The sequence below is a fragment of the Provencibacterium massiliense genome, assembly GCF_900169495.1.
GTDB lineage: Bacteria > Bacillota > Clostridia > Oscillospirales > Ruminococcaceae > Harryflintia > Harryflintia acetispora.
The window spans coordinates 614,630-630,975 of the sequence record NZ_FWCH01000012.1 but is presented as its reverse complement, the minus strand read 5'-3'; the positions used below and the strand labels follow the sequence as shown (position 1 = coordinate 630,975).

At 58.5% G+C, this 16,346-nt stretch carries 16 protein-coding genes; 3 read left to right on the top strand and 13 right to left on the bottom strand.

The genetic code is table 11. The features are described from left to right. Positions 1 to 43: 43 nt before the first annotated feature. Both B5477_RS08120 and B5477_RS08115 read right to left on the bottom strand, forming a co-directional pair. Positions 44 to 1,273 (bottom strand): sporulation protein YqfD, encoded by a 1,230-nt coding sequence (locus B5477_RS08120; protein ID WP_079699207.1) that lies wholly within the window; start codon positions 1,271 to 1,273, stop codon positions 44 to 46. A gap of 19 nt (positions 1,274 to 1,292) precedes the next feature. Further along, complete coding sequence (locus tag B5477_RS08115) at positions 1,293 to 1,619, bottom strand: YabP/YqfC family sporulation protein (RefSeq protein WP_159448976.1); 327 nt, start codon at positions 1,617 to 1,619, stop codon at positions 1,293 to 1,295. 156 nt (positions 1,620 to 1,775) lie between these two features. Here B5477_RS08115 and B5477_RS08110 point away from each other — a divergent pair, with 156 nt between their 5' ends. From B5477_RS08110 to B5477_RS08100, 3 genes are read left to right on the top strand one after another with little or no spacing between them, the layout of a single operon-like run. After that, positions 1,776 to 2,945 carry a hypothetical protein gene (locus B5477_RS08110; RefSeq protein ID WP_079699205.1) on the top strand — a complete coding sequence of 390 codons (1,170 nt, stop codon included), beginning with the start codon at positions 1,776 to 1,778 and terminating at the stop codon, positions 2,943 to 2,945. Between the two features lie 60 nt (positions 2,946 to 3,005). Further along, complete coding sequence (locus B5477_RS08105; RefSeq protein WP_079699204.1) at positions 3,006 to 3,224, top strand: hypothetical protein; 219 nt, start codon at positions 3,006 to 3,008, stop codon at positions 3,222 to 3,224. Positions 3,225 to 3,255: 31 nt separating this feature from the next. Further along, positions 3,256 to 6,069, top strand: coding sequence for an N-acetylmuramoyl-L-alanine amidase (locus tag B5477_RS08100; protein ID WP_159448975.1), 2,814 nt, complete (start codon positions 3,256 to 3,258; stop codon positions 6,067 to 6,069). Positions 6,070 to 6,146: 77 nt separating this feature from the next. On the opposite strand, the gene B5477_RS08095 is transcribed toward B5477_RS08100, so the two are convergent. From B5477_RS08095 to B5477_RS08045, 11 genes are all read right to left on the bottom strand, one after another. Continuing rightward, positions 6,147 to 6,575: a secondary thiamine-phosphate synthase enzyme YjbQ gene (locus B5477_RS08095; protein WP_079699202.1), complete on the bottom strand. Its 429-nt coding sequence runs from the start codon at positions 6,573 to 6,575 to the stop codon at positions 6,147 to 6,149. Between the two features lie 46 nt (positions 6,576 to 6,621). Further along, entirely contained in the window at positions 6,622 to 7,473 is an 852-nt protein-coding gene (locus B5477_RS08090; protein ID WP_079699201.1) for an amidohydrolase family protein, read from the bottom strand. A gap of 82 nt (positions 7,474 to 7,555) precedes the next feature. Continuing rightward, complete coding sequence (locus tag B5477_RS08085) at positions 7,556 to 8,395, bottom strand: sugar phosphate isomerase/epimerase family protein (RefSeq protein WP_079699200.1); 840 nt, start codon at positions 8,393 to 8,395, stop codon at positions 7,556 to 7,558. A gap of 21 nt (positions 8,396 to 8,416) precedes the next feature. Continuing rightward, positions 8,417 to 9,202 carry a fructoselysine 6-kinase gene (frlD, locus tag B5477_RS08080; RefSeq protein ID WP_079699199.1) on the bottom strand — a complete coding sequence of 262 codons (786 nt, stop codon included), beginning with the start codon at positions 9,200 to 9,202 and terminating at the stop codon, positions 8,417 to 8,419. A gap of 72 nt (positions 9,203 to 9,274) precedes the next feature. Further along, entirely contained in the window at positions 9,275 to 10,108 is an 834-nt protein-coding gene (locus B5477_RS08075) for a sugar phosphate isomerase/epimerase family protein (RefSeq protein WP_079699198.1), read from the bottom strand. Between the two features lie 22 nt (positions 10,109 to 10,130). Next, positions 10,131 to 10,913: a fructoselysine 6-kinase gene (gene frlD, locus B5477_RS08070; RefSeq protein WP_079699197.1), complete on the bottom strand. Its 783-nt coding sequence runs from the start codon at positions 10,911 to 10,913 to the stop codon at positions 10,131 to 10,133. 79 nt (positions 10,914 to 10,992) lie between these two features. Beyond that, entirely contained in the window at positions 10,993 to 11,424 is a 432-nt protein-coding gene (locus tag B5477_RS08065) for a secondary thiamine-phosphate synthase enzyme YjbQ (RefSeq protein WP_079699196.1), read from the bottom strand. A gap of 5 nt (positions 11,425 to 11,429) precedes the next feature. Continuing rightward, entirely contained in the window at positions 11,430 to 12,281 is an 852-nt protein-coding gene (locus B5477_RS08060; protein ID WP_079699195.1) for an amidohydrolase family protein, read from the bottom strand. Between the two features lie 153 nt (positions 12,282 to 12,434). Beyond that, complete coding sequence (locus tag B5477_RS08055) at positions 12,435 to 13,286, bottom strand: carbohydrate ABC transporter permease (RefSeq protein ID WP_079699194.1); 852 nt, start codon at positions 13,284 to 13,286, stop codon at positions 12,435 to 12,437. Next, positions 13,286 to 14,185 (bottom strand): carbohydrate ABC transporter permease, encoded by a 900-nt coding sequence (locus B5477_RS08050; protein WP_341455989.1) that lies wholly within the window; start codon positions 14,183 to 14,185, stop codon positions 13,286 to 13,288. Before B5477_RS08050 ends, B5477_RS08055 begins: the two co-directional genes overlap by 1 nt. Positions 14,186 to 14,453: 268 nt before the next feature. Further along, positions 14,454 to 15,770 carry an extracellular solute-binding protein gene (locus B5477_RS08045; RefSeq protein WP_079699193.1) on the bottom strand — a complete coding sequence of 439 codons (1,317 nt, stop codon included), beginning with the start codon at positions 15,768 to 15,770 and terminating at the stop codon, positions 14,454 to 14,456. Positions 15,771 to 16,346 lie beyond the last annotated feature (576 nt).

The following is a 16,346-nucleotide window of genomic DNA, read 5'->3' as shown; positions in this document are numbered from 1 at the left end:
TTCTATGAACTTCCGCCAGTTTTTTTAAGAATTTTTTCCTTTCCTACTGTTTTGCTTCCCCGCTCTGCGCCGGTGGCTGTGCACTGGGTTCCTCCACGACGTCGATTTCCTTCTGGCGGGCGATGTCCTGCTGTAACAGGAACTGGGCGTCCACCACATATTCCTCCCCTTCAAGCCGGCCGCTGGCCGTCTTGGAAGCGATGGTCCCGATCGACGAAAAATCGCTTTCATATTGGTTAAGCTGCTCCAGCGCCTGTTCCCTGGCCTGCGCCTCGCTCAGGGTGGCGGTATGGACCTCCACCAGCCGGTAGGTGTCGGTTGTGATCTGCAAGGGGATTTTAACCCCAAAGAGCTTGGGGCTCCCCGTCTCGGTCTCCCGTTCGCTGGGCGATTTGGGCGCTCCGGTCAGGTGCAGCGGGATATCCAGCCCGAAGAGGTGGAGGCTGCGCTTCCTGACCACCTCGCCGGTGGGGGTGCGCAGCTCCTCGCGCAGCGGGACCGCTATGCGCACGTCCTCCTGGAATTCGGCGATCACCTTGGCGCGCGCATGGGTAAAGTATCCCCGCTCCTTAATCTGAGTTCCCTCGATGTAGCTGCTGACGATGATCTCGCCCTCCTGCACCGTGTCCCCGACCTTGAGCATGGGCTGCCCCTCGTAGACCTCCATATACTTGATCTGCCCAGTGCGCGCAGCCACCACGTTGCAGGGCGACTTTTTGTCGATTAGCTCAGGGGCCATCTGGCGCTCCTTGATCTCCACCGTGGCGCTCGAGGCGTGCAGGTTGATCGCGATCCAGCTCAGCTGCGGGGTGAGGAGCATCATCTGGTTCTCTGCGTTGAGGGTGTCGATCGACCCGATATAGGCTCCCTCGTAAACCCCGACCTTGCGCAGGTTGTCCAGCAGGTACTCCTCCTTAATCGTCTCGGCCCCCTCGATCTCGACATTCCAGATAAACCGGCTCATCCCGCCGAGGAAGAGTGCGAAGAGCAGCGCCCCCACCAGCAGGCCGATCCTCTTGCGGTAGCGGAAGCGGGTAAAGGGCATACCGCCCTTTTCGATCAGGCGCATGCGCACCCCGGTCTTCTTGGCGATGGGGCGCAGCCGCTTGTAGCCCGCCGCCGTGGTGCAGGCTGTGACCCCCGTTTTACTGCGCACCGTATCCCAAACCGGGACCCCTGCGCGGGTACACAGGTTCAAAAACCGTTCGATAAATCCCCCGCTGAGCGAAAAACGCACGACCCCTTTGATATATCTTAACAGTCTGATAAACAATGTTCATTCCCCCGACCGGCTAATTGATGAAGTCCACCGACTGGATGTACCCCTCGATGACCACGCTCTCCTCGCTCATGCTGCGCAGCTGCAGCGCCCGGCCGCAAAAGCGCACCGTCATATTGCCGAGATTTAAGCGGATAAAGTCCTCGTTATATTCCACCACGCCCTTGCAGCCGTCCACCAGCGCCTCCCGGTTGGACATCAGCTCGATCTGGCACATATTATTTAAAGAAGCCTCCGGCATCTGCAAAATGGAACCGATCAGCGTTTTTTTCTCCTTCGGGGGCTGCATCTGCTCCGCTTCGCGTTGCCTGCGGTTTCGTATGCCCTGCTTCGCGCTCATCCCACTCTTCCTTTCCTGCTCGTTCTGCGCCTTTTTACGCGGGCGCCTCATATCCATTTATATGAGCGCGCCTCCCCGCTTAGACGGTTTTAATTTCGGCCTTGCCCTCATATGAATGTGAGGTAACGTCTGCGGCTAAGAGAAAGGAAGGATCGGATGAAAGAGAAATTTCGGCTGCGCCACCTGCCACTGGCACTCGGGTGCGCCGTGCTGTGCATACTGCTGCTGGCCTGGGGCGAGCCCGCCGCCGCGGGGGTGAAGCGGGGGCTGCGCACCTGTGCCGAGGTGATCATTCCTTCCCTCTATCTCTTTATGGCCGTCTCCGGTTTTATCGCGCTCAGCCCGGCGGGGGAGCTCCTCTCACGCCCCCTGTCACTGTTCACCCGCCACCTGCTGCGCCTCCCCGAATGTATGGGCCCGGTGGTGCTGCTCAGCTTCCTCGGCGGATACCCGGTCGGGGCCAAGACGATCGACTGCATGCTCGAAAGCGGAAGGATCAACAAGGAACAGGCCGAACGGGCGATCTGCTTTTGCTGCAATGCCGGACCCTCCTTCGTGGTGACGGCCATCGGGGCGCGCATGCTCCACTCCCCCGCCTTCGGCGCCGCTCTGCTGGGGGTGCACATCTTGTCCGCCCTGCTCATCGGGATATTCCTCTCACGCCGCGCGCCCGTTCCGCCAAAGGGCGGCTCCAAAGGGGCCGCGCTGCCGGCCGGGCAGGCCTTCGTGCTTGCGGTGAACAACGCCACCAGCGGGATCCTCATGATCTGTGCCTTCGTGGTTCTCTTCTCCGCCTGCGGCGAGCTGCTCGATTACAGCGGGGTGATGGACCGCCTCAGCGCATTGCTGCCCGGCGCGGCGCTGGGGGGCGACGCCCTGCGCGCCATCGTCGTCGGGATGATGGAGGTGACCACCGGCTGCCTGCAGGCGGCTGCCCTGCCCGGGGTGCTGCCGGCCGTGCTGATTCCGCCGATGATCTCCTTCGCCGGGCTCTCGATCCATTTTCAGGTGCGTTCCTGTTTGAGTAGCCGGGGCCTCTCCTTTCGCCGTTTTACCCTCTGCCGCTTCCTGCACGCCCTGCTTACGCTGGGCGGCTTCTGGCCGCTCTACCGCTCGCTGCATCTGGCGCAGCAGACCTTCTACCCAATCTATTACCCCTATCCGCCGGTGGGGTATTATAACCCCAACACGCCGATCGCCACCATCCTCCTGCTGCTGGTGAGCGGGGCGGTGCTCCTGTTGGTCTGTGCGCCGCTTTACCTGTTCGGCTCCCGGCTCGACCCCAAAGAGAGCAAAAAGGAAAGCGCAAAAGCGGGAAAACGGTAGAAATCTTTCGGAAAATCTGGTAGAATAAAAGCTCAGCCTATCAGGAAGGAGGCCGGGCTTATGTTCCGCCAGAGTTTCTTTTCCCAGGAAATCCCCCCCGCCTGCCAATATTGCCGCTTCGGCTTTCCCACACGGGATAAAAACCAGTACCTCTGCGAGAAGCGCGGCCCCGTCCCGCCGCATGGCAGCTGCCGCAGGTTCCTTTACTGTCCGCTCAAGCGGATCCCCACCCGTGCGCCCAAGCTGCCGAGCTATACCAAAGAAGATTTCGAGCTTTAGGCTCCCAAACCATACGGAGGTCCAAATCACGATGAAACGACTCTTTCATAAGACCCTGGCCATTCTGCTGAGCGGCGCGCTGCTGCTTTCCTTTTCCGGCTGTAGGGAGACGCAGGAGGACGGCGAATCCGCCCTGCCGGTCTCGGCTGCTGCCGCGGCGCCCGACGTACTGCGCGCCCTGATCGTCCACTCGGGCGCCAATGCGGAATATCCCAGCGCCCAAAAGCAGGACCGCGAGGAGCTGGAGGCGCTGGCCGACGAGATCGTCGGCTTTGCCAAGGAGAGCAGCCTCAACGCCATATTTTACGAGAGCGCGCCGGGTGGGCAGGCAATGTACCTCTCCGAGCTGCTGCCGAGAAGCGGGCATTTTAACTTCTCCGCCGGCTTTTTGCGCAAGCTCGACCCGCTGAAAATCCTCACCGAGCGCGCCGCGGCCGAGGGGATCGCGGTTTACGCCGTCGTGAACCCTTACGCGGCGGGAATGAGCTCAGACAAGCTCCCCAAGGGCAACGCCGCGCGCGAGTTCCCCGAGAGCACCATCGCCTTCGGGGAGAAGCTCTATTACCGCCCGGACAACCCCGAGGTACATAAGCAGGCGCTCTTAGTCGCGCAGGAGTTGCTGCAAAGCTATCCCCTGGCCGGGATCGTGGTCGGCGACGCGGACGACAGCGAGGTCAACGACTACGACGGGTTTTACACCTATCTGGCGGCGCTGATGTCCGACCTGTCGGACGTGACGGAGGCCGAAGGCAAGCAGCTTGGGCTCCTGCTCTCGGACAAGGCCGAACGTACCCAGAACCGGGAAAAATTCCTCGACAATACCTGCCGGGTCAGCGTGGACTTCATCGCCCCAACGCTGAGCGATTCGGCCGGCGGGGCCCTCGCCTCCCCCTACGCCACGGCGCTCGAGACCTTCCTCACCCCGGCAAAGAAATACCAGACCCCGGTCTATACCGCGCTGCAAGCCGAAGGGGCCACCGCCGAGGCGCTTAGCGATATGCTCTTCGTCAACAACTGCGAGGGGCTGCAGGGCGGCGTGCTCGACGGGTACTCCATGCTAAAGGGCAACGACAGCGTGATGGAAGCCGTCATCCCCATGCTCTATATCGACAAAAAGATCCTGCCGGACACCTCCCTGGAAATCCCGACCGAATTTCGGCTTACCCGCCCCTTGGACGGCGACCGCCTGACCATCCCCGACCGTAGCTGGGACAGCTACTACATCACCGGTACCTCCGACCCCGGCAAGCCGGTCTATTTCGAAGGGGAGGAGCTCGAGCGCCAAAGCTCAAACGGCACCTTCGGCGTGCTGGTGGACGTCGATGAGGGGCTCAACACCTACGACTTCGAGCAGGATGGCGTGACCCTCACCGCGAAAATCTACCGGCCCTACGCGAACGAAACCACCAAGATCAGCAAGATCAGTACCTATACCCCGCCCCTGCCGGACTCGAACCAGGCGGTGGGCGAGGGTCTCGCGATGATCTTCCGCTGCACCGCGCCCGCGGGCGGCAGCGTGAGCGCCACACTGGACGGTGAAAGCTACGAGCTGAAGGCCGCCTCCAGCGCCGAGGACGGGACCCCCGTCGTCTACCGCAAGGAGGTAAAGCTCCCCGCCGGGACGGCAGGGGAAATTGAGAACCTCGGCCGGGTGACCTACACGCTGGAATACGACGGCGAGACCTCCGAGGTCGAGTCGCAGGGGGACGTCTACCTCTACGGGGCCGGACGCACCCCGGTCTACAAGGTCTCGGTGGACCTGGGGACGGTGCTCGACGAGTCTTTGACCAACGGAAACTTTATGACCAGCCTCAAGGCGGGCAGCGTCGGCGAGATCACCGGCCAGACCGACACCTACTATAAGACCTCCTTTGGGGGCTTCATCAAGAAGAGCGAGGTGACCCTCGACACCGGGCTTGAGAGCGCAGAGAACACCGTCACCTCGGCCCAGTACCGCGCGGCAGAACAGGATGGCGGGGATGAAGCGATTGTTCTGCACGGGAGCGCCGCCGCCTCCTTCGTCGTGGATGATAAGCAGGACGGGAACTTTACCATCCGCCTGTTCGACACCTACGGCGTCGCAAACGGGGTCCTCCCCGCCGAGAGCCGGTTCTTTGATTCCATCACCGCCAAGAACGACGGCGCCGGGACGCTGACCTTCACCTGCAAAAAAGGGGCGGAATCCTACTTCGGATACAACGTCGAGTATGAGGACGAAAACACCACCGTCATCCGCTTCACCGGTAAGCCGCAGATTTCTTCCGTCAAGGGGCGGCCGCTGCTGGGACTCAACATCGTCGTCGATCCCGGGCATGGGGCTTTAGACGTGGGCGCCCTGGGACTGGCCGGGGTGACCGGGCCGATGGAGAAGAACGCCAATATGTACATCGCCCACATCGTGGCAAGATACCTCGAGGGACTGGGCGCGAACGTCTTCCTCACCCGGGAGAGCGACGAGGACTTCCTGGAGTTGACCGAGCGCGTCGGCTTCACCGAGCGGCACGATGCCGATCTCTTCATTTCTCTGCACCACAATTCCCTGAATGAAAACATCGACCCCGGAAAGGCGAAGGGCAGCATGGTCTTTCACTACAACGACATTTCCGAGAAGATGGCCGGTGTCTTTCTCGAGCATATCCTGGACGCTTCGGGTCGGGACGACCGCGGTACGGAAGAGGGCTACTATGTGGTCTGCCGCACCACCCTCGCACCGGCCATCCTCTGTGAGCTCGGGTTCATGCCCAATCCGGAGGAGTACGAGCAGATCTGCAACGAAGCCAACATGCTGAAAATCGGCAAGGCGATCAGCCAGGCCGCTGTGGATTATATCGCGGCGCTGAACTAAAACGCCCATACAAAGAGGGGGCCCGCAAACGGCGATTGCCGTTTGCGGGCCCCCTTTAAACTGGAGGCTATCTAAAACTATTCGCCCATCACGGTGATGAACACCTTACGGCTTTGCACGCCGTCGAATTCGGCGAAGTAAATGTCCTGTGCCCGCCCGCAGTAAAGCTTGCCGTCCATCACGGGCAGGACCGCATGGTTCCCCGCCAGCAGGCTCTTGAGGTGGCCGGGTGCGTTCCCGCCGGTCGCCCCGTAGCTGGGTAGAAAGTGGGAGTGCGCGTAGGGGTAGACGGTGGGGACCATCCGCTCGAGCATCTCCTCGATGTCGATTTCCAAACAGGAGAGGCTCTCGTTGACGATAATACCGGTGGTGGTGTGCGCCGTAATGACATAGACCACGCCGTTTTGGATCCCGCTCTCCTCCACCAGGCGGCGCACATCCCCGGTGATCTTGATCAGCTCGAATTCCTTTTTGCTGAGCAGCTCGATTGTCGTTGTCTTTACCATTGAAATGACCATTCCTTTCCAATCTTGAAAGATTCATCTTTCAAGTTTAGCCCTCCATTCCCAGGAAGCGCAGCGCGTTGCCGCCGAGCAGCTTCTCGCGCGTCTCTTCGCGCATCTCTATGCTGTCCAGCCCCCGCTTGATCCGCGCGCTGCGGAAGCGCGGGTTGTTCGAGCCGAACATCACTTTGTCCGCGAAGTTGTGCTCAAACCACAGCGGTCCCCAGGTCCTGTTGAAGATCTGGTCCATAAACGCCTCGGGCGAATCCATATAGAGCGCCGCGGTATCGGTGTAGAGATTGGGGTACTTTAAGATCAGCGCCGCCGTCTCCACCGCCCAGGGCCAGCCGAAGTGCGCCATACACATGCGCACCTCGGGGTAGCGCTGTGCAACTTCCTCGAAGTTTAAGGGATGGCCGTATTTCATCAGGCAGTTCGGCTCCCAGGACATGCCCGCATGGAACATGATGGGCTTGTTATATTTTTGACACAGCTTATAAATCGGGTCCATCATCGGATCGGCCGGGAAAAAGGCCTGCTTGCAAGGATTGAGCTTCAGTCCGCAAAGCCCGAGGTTTTTAAAGGCATGCTCGAGCACTTCAGGAGCATCCTTGCGCCGCGGGTCCACGCTGGCAAAGCCGATGAAGCGCTCCGGCGCCAGGTCCACGAGCGTCTTGATCTCCTCGTTGGTGCAGACCCAGCCGCCCATGGTGGTGGTGAGGTCCAGCGGCAGAAGCACCAGCTTATCCACGCCGAAGGCATCCATCTGGGTGAAGGTCACCTTTTCCGGATGGGGGGACATCAAATCCCATCCGGCCGCCTTCTTGCGCAGCTCGACCTCCCCGGGATCCTTGCTGATGGTGCCGTAGAAACCGGGATGTACGTGTACGTCGATTACCATTTGTTACCCTCCATTTCTTGCCGGGATCGCCCCCGGCAGACACTAAAATGAACAGCCGTGGTATCAAAAATTTCCAAGCGGTTTACATATAAGCCCCGATCGCCTCGGCGCATTTGCGCACGGCCTCGTCGGGCTCGAAGACGTACCGGTTGTCGGTGATCTCCAGTGAAAGCGCGCCCTGATAGCCGGCCTCGAAAATCTCCTTCATGTACTTGTCCAGCGGCAGGATTCCATCCCCCCAGGCCAGGTGCCCGCGCGGGGCGCCGTCCAGGAAGTGGATATGGATCAGATCGTCACCCAGTCCCTTGAGGTAATCCCCCACAGTCTCGCCGTTAATCGCCATCGGGATGGTGTCCACCATCCCCTTGACGTAGGGGTGGCCCACCTCCTCAAGCATCCGTTTCAGGGTGGGCAGGTTATAGACGAGGTTGCTCTCGTCGGTGCGCAGGTTTTCCAGGGCGATCATGATCCCGCATTTCTCTGCGTGCTCGCCCAAAATCTGCAGCGATTCCCGGCAGCGCGCCCACGCCTCTTCGACCGGCTCGTCGAAGTAGCCCCAGCCCGGGGTGACGAGCATGCGGTCGGTCCCGAGCTCGGCGGCGGTCTCCAGGCAGTCCCTAAAGTAGCGGATGCTGAAGTCGCGCATGAAGGATTCCTTGGCCGCGATGTTGATCGGATAGATCACCTGCTCGGGGGTGTAGCAGACGAGGTTGAGGCCGCGCTCCTCGATCATCCGCTTCACATCCTTGACCGGCGGATAGGATTTATCGTCGATCAGCTTGTTGAGCTGGTGGGGATAGGCTCCCCAGAGCTCTACGCTCTCCACTCCGAGACGCACCATCGAGTCGAGGAAATACTCGAGGGTGTAAAACTTATAGTGGATATTCATCCCGCTCAGCTGCTTTTTCCCAAGTTTCTCCATTGTCGTCTACCTCCATGATTATTAATAGGGCTCAAATTTCTGCACGATCGCGTTGGCGGTCTCGGTGCCGCTGTAAAGGCAGCGCGGGATGTCCCAGCCCCGCATGACCCCATACATGAAGCCGGCCACAAAGCTGTCCCCCGCCCCGACGGTGTTGACCACCTCGGCCGGGATGGCGGGCTGCTCATAAAAGCGTTCCCCGTCGTAGCAAAGGCTCCCGTTTTCCCCCAGGGTTGCGGTCACAATCCCCGCGCCCAAAGCCTTGGCGCGGCGCAGATAGTCCTCGATGAAGGAGTCCCGGCGCTCGTAGGACAGGAACGCGTAATCGGTCTCCTTCATAATTGCATCGGTGTTTTCCCGCTTTTGGTAGTGCACCGAGAAGTCGAAGACCACCTTCACCCCGGCCTTGCGAAATTCCTGGAGCTGGGGAGCGATCCTTCCGTCATAGTCGGTGTGCAGGTATTCATGCTGTTTGATGAAAGCGACGTCTTCCGGCGTCAGGGCAAAGTCCGCCATCACGCCGCGGTGGTTATACAGATGAACCCGGTCGTTCCCGTTTAACCCCATCTCCATCAGCGAGGTCTTCCCCTCCCGCACATGCAGGTGGGAGGCGTCGATCCCGTAGCGCTTTAGTACCTCGAACATCTCCTTGCCATACTCGTCGTTCCCCACCGCGCTGACCACCGAAGCGGATATCCCCTTCTTGGCCAGGTTGATCACGCAGTCCACCCCGTTGCCGGTGGGATAACGGCGGCCGAGCTCCTTGTACTCGTCGATACAGCAAAATCCGACGGCTGCAATTTTCATTTGAATGACCATTCCTTTCCGGATGTTTCGTGCCGGTATCGCTGCGCGAAATTGCCGCCCTCCCGGAACCGTTTACTCAATATAGGGTTTGACCCGCTCGAAGCTGCGCTTCATCGCAGGCTCGGGGTCGAAGAGGTAGCTGTCGTGGGCCAGCTCGAAGGTCACGGTGTACTGGTAATCCCACTCGCAGAGCGTCTTCATGTCCTCGTCGAGCGGCAGCTCGCCGTCCCCCCAGGCCATATGCCCGGTGGGCGCGCCGTCCACCAGGTGCACATGGACCAGGTCCTGGCCGAACGCGTCGAGATAGTCCGCCATCGTCTCCCCCATCAGATGCATGGGTACGGTGTCCACCATCGCCTTGATGTTCGGGTGCCGAAGCTCGCTCAGCATTTTTTTGAGCGCCGGGAGGGAATAGACCAGGTTGCTCTCCACATGCTGCAAATTCTCCAGCGCGATGGTCATCCCCAGGTGCTGGGCATACTCCCCGAGCTCGAAGAGGGATTCCCTTGAGTACTTCCAGGCCTCCTCCTTATCGTAGTCCTCGTAGGCCCAGCCGCTGGTCATCAGCACCTTGCGCGTGCCGAGCTTGTAGGCGGCGTAGATGTTCTTGCGGAAAAACTCGACGCTCTTCTCCCGGATGTCCCTCTCGGGCGATGCGATATTGTAGGTGTAGAGCAGCTGCTCCGGGGTGTAGCAGTTGAGGCGAAGGCCCCGCTCCTCGATCATTTTTTTGACCTCCCCGATGGGCGGGTGGGAGATGTCGTCGATATACTGATGCGGGAAGCCGCCCCAGAATTCTATGCTCTCGGTCCCAACCCGGACCATCGAGTCCAGGAAATACTTCAGGGAGAAGAATTTATAGCAGATATTCATGCCGGCGATCTTGTTCTTTTTAAGCTTGTTCAAGTTTTTGCCCCTTTCCGTTCAATCAATAGGGATCGAAGAGCTGGATGATTTTGGCGGACATCTCGGCTCCGCTGCGCAGGCAGCCGGGCACGTCCTGTCCCCCAATCACCCCGTAGGTGTAGCCCGAAATGAAGCTGTCCCCGGCCCCCACGGTGTTCACCACCGTCACCGGCAGCGCCTCCTGCAGGTAGTACTTCTTCCCGTCATAGGCTATGCTCCCGTGCTCGCCCAAGGTTGCGATCGCGACTTTTAAGCCCTTTTCGCAGCAATCCTTCAGATACTCCCGGATGAAATCATCATCCTGCTTGTAGGAGAAGAAGCCATAGTCCACATAGGGCAGCAGCTTCTGGATCTCGGGATCGTCAAGGTCGGTGGCGAAGTCGTAGACGATCGTCTTCCCCCACTCCTTGAAGGTCTTCATATACTGATTGACGTTCCCCCAGATCACGCTGTGGATCACGTCGTACCCCTTGATGAACTCGAGGTCCTCTTTCGTCAGGTCGAAGTCCGCGAAGACGCCCGGATCGCTGATGGTGTGCAGCCTGTCGTTCCCCACCAGCTGCATGAGCACCGTGCCCGTCTTCCCCTCCTTGCGGTGCAGGTGGCTGACGTCCACGTCGTACTTTTTGAGCATTTCGATCAGCTCGTCGCCATAGTGGTCGGTGCCCGTCAGGCTGACGACTGTGACCTCCACGCCGAGCTTACGGATATTCACCGCGAAATCCACACAGTTCCCCGTCGGGTAATACCGGTTTTGTTCCTTGTAAATATCGATGCAGTTGTCGCCTACTGCGGCTACTCTCATCGTGAATCCTCCCTTTCTAGGCAGCTGTCCGGCAAAGTCCGGCTCTTTTGGAGCCGGACGCCGTCTAATGGTGAAGGGGTTATTCCCCTACCACCTGCATGTAGACCGTGCGGTCCTGGATTCCATCGAACTCGGCGAAATAGATCTCCTGCGCCCGGCCGCGCACCACCTTCCCCTCCTTGACCGGGAAGTAGGCAAAGTAGTTGCAGAGCATGCTCTTCAGATGCCCCGGGCAGTTCCCGCCCGTCGCACCGTAGCTCGGCAGGAAGTGGTTGTGCGCATACTGCGCGTCCTTCGGAACCATCTCCTCGAGCTTCTCCTCGATGTCCGTCTCGAGGCAGGGCAAGCTCTCGTTGACGATAATGCTCGTCGTCGTGTGGGCGGTCATCACATAGACCATCCCCTCTTCGATCCCGCTCTCCTCCACAAACTTATGCACCCGCTCGGTGATGTTGATCATATCGAATTCGTTCTTGGTGCGCAGCTCAAACGAGTCCAGTTTCATTTTCATGGCCTTTAGTCCTCCATCCCTAAGAATTTCATCGCGTTGCCGCCCAGGACCTTCGCAAGCGTTCTTTCACGCAGCCCCAGCTTCTCGAGCCCGTACTTCATGTCCTCTTCCCCGAAGCGCGGCGAGTTCGAGCCGAACATCACCTTATCCGAGAACATGTTTTCAATCCACAGCGGGCTGAGGTCCACCTTGAAGATCTGGTGGAAGAAGTCCTTCGCCCGGTCGCAGTAGAGCATGGAGGTGTCGGCGTAGACGTTCGGGTACTTGAGCAATATCATCGCGGTGTCCTGCACCCAGGGCCAGCCGAAATGCGCCAGGCCGATCCGGAGTTCCGGATACTCGATGGCCACCTCCTCGAAGCACAGGGGCTTCGAGTACTTCGCCGGGGTGTTCGGCTCCCAGGAGGTCCCGCAATGGAACAGGATGGGCTTGCCGTACTCGATGCATTTCTCGTAGACCGGCTTCATGATCGAATCGGTGGGGTAGAACTTCTGCTTCGAGGGGTTGAGCTTGAGCCCCGAGAGCCCCAGCTCCCCGAAGGCGTGGTCCAGCTCCTTGATGGCGTCCTCCCGGTAGGGGTCCACGCTGGCAAAGCCGATGAAGCGCTCCGGCGCCTCCTCCACCAGTTTCTTCATCTCATCGTTCGAGACGATGGTGCAGCCGTACTGCGTGGTCAAATCCAGCGGCAGCAGCACCCGCTTGTCGATCCCCGCATGGTCCATCTGGAACAGCGCCATCGAGATGTCGCTGTATCCCAGGAACTCCCGCCCCATGATCTCCTTGCGCTGCCGGGTCACCTCGTCCCCCTTGTACATTGGCTCCATGAATTCCGCATGCGTATGTACGTCGATTACCATTTATTCTTGCTCCTCTCCTGTTGTTTGGGTTCTTTGTAACTCAGATTTGTCCGAATCTCTCCTTATAAAAAGAATAGGAAAAACCGACGATTCAGGATTGTACTTTATTCGGTAATTTTGAAGAATATTTTGAAGAAATTTTCCAGACGTTTTTTAGCCCTTGACGGCGCCCGAGGCCAGACCCTCGACAATGTAGCGCTGCATCAGCAAAAAGATGATGACGACCGGGGCCACGGCAAGGCACCCGAAGGCCATCGCCCGGCTCCATTCGATCCCGTAGCGGCCCACCACGTTATAAATACCGGTGGTCACCGGCCACTTGGAAGCGTCGTTGACGAAGGTCAGGCTGTACATCATGTCCGCGTAACCGAACAGGAACGAGAACACGAAGGACACCACCACGCCGGTCGAGGCGATGGGCAGCATGACCCTGAAAAAGGAGGTCAGCGGGTTGCACCCGTCGATCAGGGCCGCGTCGTCCACCTCCTTGGGGATGTTGAGGAAGTAGGTGCGCAGCATTAAAATGGAAAACGGAATGGCGGTGGTGCAATTGGCGAAGATGGGCGCCCAGTAGGTGTTGTAAATCCCGATGTGCTTGAAAATGATAAAGTTGGGCACCAGGGTGAAGACCTGCGGCAGCATCTGGGAAACCAGGAACAGGAAAATAATCGATTTTTTAAATTTGATGTCATACCGCGCAAGCCCATAGGATGCCAGGGTGGAGAGCACCACCGAGATGGCCATGGTCGCCAGGGAGATCACCATGCTGTTCTTAAACGACGGGATGATCGGGAAGCTCTCCACCATGGTCAGCTGGGAGATATAGGCGTTCAGCGTCGGATGCGGCGGCAGCATGTAGGGCGGCCGCGCAAAAATCTCAGTCTCGGTCTTGAGCGAACAGGTAAACATCCAATACAGCGGGAAGAGCATGATGATGAAAAGGATCACCGCGATAATGATGGGGATCACCCTGCCCGCTCTTCTTTTAAAACGGTAACTGAACATTACATCAGCTCCTCCTTTCCAATGGTCTTGGTATAGAACAGGCCGATGACGAAGAGGATCAAAAACAGGATGTTGGCGATCGCACCGCCCTCGCTGAAATTAAACTCCATGAAGGACCGCCGGTAGGAGTAGATGCTCATCAGCTCGGTGGAATAGACCGGGCCGCCGGTGGTCATGACGTAGATCAGCTCGAAGCATTTGAAGGTGTAGACGAAGCCGAGCACCAGCACCGCCTCGATGGAGGATTTCATCATCGGCAGGGTGATCTTGAAGAACTTCTGGATGCTGTTGGCTCCGTCGATGACCGCGCTTTCGTAAATCTCGGTCGGGATGGTGGTCAGACCTGAAAGCAGCAAAATCATGTTGAAGGGGATGCCCGACCAGGTGTTGGTAATGATGACCGACCACATGGCGGTATCCGGTTTGAGGAGCCACTCGATCGGCTCCTGGATCAGCCCGAGGCTGAGCCCCAGCTCGTTGAAGATGCCGCCGCTGGTGGCGAACATGAATTTAAAAAGAATCGCGGTGACCGTCGCGGGCATGATGTAGCTGATCATAGTCAGCCCGCTGATCGGCTTGAGGCATTTGGCCGGGCCGTTAAAGAGGATGGCCAGCGCAAAGCCGATGGTAAACTGGAAGAAGATACACCCCACCGTGAAAATCAGGGTGTTCTTTAAGGACTTGAGCAGATACTGGCTCCCGATCACATTCTTATAGTTTTGAAACCCGATCCACTCCTTGTGGGGGGACATCAGGGTCATCACGTCGACCTGCTGGAAGGAAAGGATAAAGTTGTAGACGATTGGGAAGACGATGAATACCCCCATGAACAGCAGCGCGGGTAACACAAAGCCATAGCCCACCCGGTCGGTATTCAGGTAATGTTTTTTCTTTCTCACGGTTATCACCTCAATTTCCTAAAATCTTTCATCCGTCAAAAGCACATGCGCTCCCTTCCCGTAATGATCCGCCATGAAGCGCCCCGGCGGGGCGGTTTTTCGCATGCTTGGCCGAATTTTGGCAAAAATAAAGCAGAGGGTACAGATCATACCGGGGACAAAATGAAAACGGTATAAAATGTACCCTCTACCTCCTACCTCAATTGGAAATGGGGCGCGCCTCGCAAACGGGCCGATCTATCCCCCGCACCCCTATGAGATTTTCAGTTTATGCTCTGGCCGCGTCGATGACCGCCTGGCCGTTCTTGCACGCCTGGTCGGGAGTGCTTTGCAGGGTCAGGGCCTCCTGGAGGGCCTGCTGGTAGCCCAGCGAAATTTCAGGCCACTTTGGATCCGCCGGACGGGCGTTGGTATACGGGATCAGGTCGATGACGACCTTCCAGTGCGGACGGTCGGTGAAGTCGGGATCGCTCAGGGTCTTCTCACGCGGGATGAAGTGGCCGGAATCGATGTTCCACTTCTTGTTGCGGTCGTACTCCATGAACCATTTGAGGAAATCGACCGACTCTTCCTCGCCGTCGCCCTTGACGATCGCAAGGTTCTCGCCGCCGTAGACCGAGCCGTAGGTGGCGTCCTTCGGAATGGCAAAGTTATCCCACTCGAAGGCGACCGAGCCGTCCTCCTGGCCCTTCTCGAGCCCGCCGATCGCCCAGCAGCCCATGAACATCATGGCGAGGCGGCCGGCCTTGAACTGGGTCTGCACATCGGACTGGGACCACATGACAACGTCCTTGGGCATCGAGCCGTCCTGCACCATGTCGGCGAGCAGGGTCATGGCCTTGATGCCGGATTCGCTGTCGAGCTGGTAGCTGTCGCCGCCGGCGGTGTACTGGAAGGGCAGGTACTGGAAGGTGCCTTCCTCATTGCCCACCGCGCACATGCCGAAGCCGTAGACACCGTCCTTGGTCAGGGTTTTGGCGTCCGCCTTGAGCTCATCCCAGGTCTCGGGGGTTTTGGTGATGCCGGCCGCGTCGAACATATCCTTGTTGTAGTAGATCTGCATGTTGTTCGAGTTCGCCGGGACCGCGTACATCTTGCCCTCGTAGTAGCAGGTATTGAGGATCTGCTCATAATAGTCGTGGATGTCCTCGTTGTCCTTCATCTGCTCGGTGATGTCCTTGAACATCCCCATCGCGGAGTAGGCAACACAGTCGCAGTTGTCGATAAACACCATGTTGGGCAGGCTGCCGGCAGCCGAGCCGACCGAAAGCTGCTTCTTGAAATCGCCGAAGGGCAACTGCACCGAGGTGACGTTTGCCACATCACTTTGCGCCGAGTACTCGTCGCAGTACTCCTTGGCCAGGGTGCTCAGGTCGCCGTCATGGTAGTGCCAGAGAGTGAGCTCCTTCTTCTCGCCCGTCGGAGCCGCCTGGCTCTCGGGCGCTTCGCTGGAAGCCTCGGACGCAGCCGGGGCCGCGCTGCTCGCGGGAGCCTCGGAAGACGAAGCCGCGGGAGAGCCGCCGCAGCCAGCCACCATCGAAGCGAGCATGGACGCAGCCAGCAAGAGTGATAGGGTCTTCTTCATGTAGTAAACCTCCTCATGTCTTTACTGAAATATATGTTAACGGACGTTAACACCCAGATAAGGTGACAAGCAGGAACCCATGTCGAAAGAATGTTTGTACACAATCCTTGCGCAATACACCAGTTGATGCTAGAATATATATATTGGAATAAAATCCCGTTTATTCAATATCTTTTTTGTTCCTTATCGCCAACCCGGCGTATCCGGGCGGCTGGAAAAATCCTGAAAGCCGGTCCCTCCGCCGGGGTTAAACGCATTTTGGGTAAAAAAATAACATCCTCCGCCGGCAGGGGGATGCGCCGCGTACGGCCGCGCATAACCTTTTCGGTGGAAAAAGAATGGTATAACAAACCAGAGGACACGAAGGCGCCTCCTCCGGTCCCGGCGTTTATTCCGTTTTTATCTCCCCCTATACGGAGGGAGGTTTCATACAACATATTCCCGGCCGCGGTTCCCCCTTTGGGATGGTATCTTGGATCAGAACCGGGGTTTATTTTTATTTCTGCTTTTTCCCGGAATCACAGGAGAATGCGGAAAGGTCAATCTATCCCCTTTTCCCCTTTATCATTCCGGATT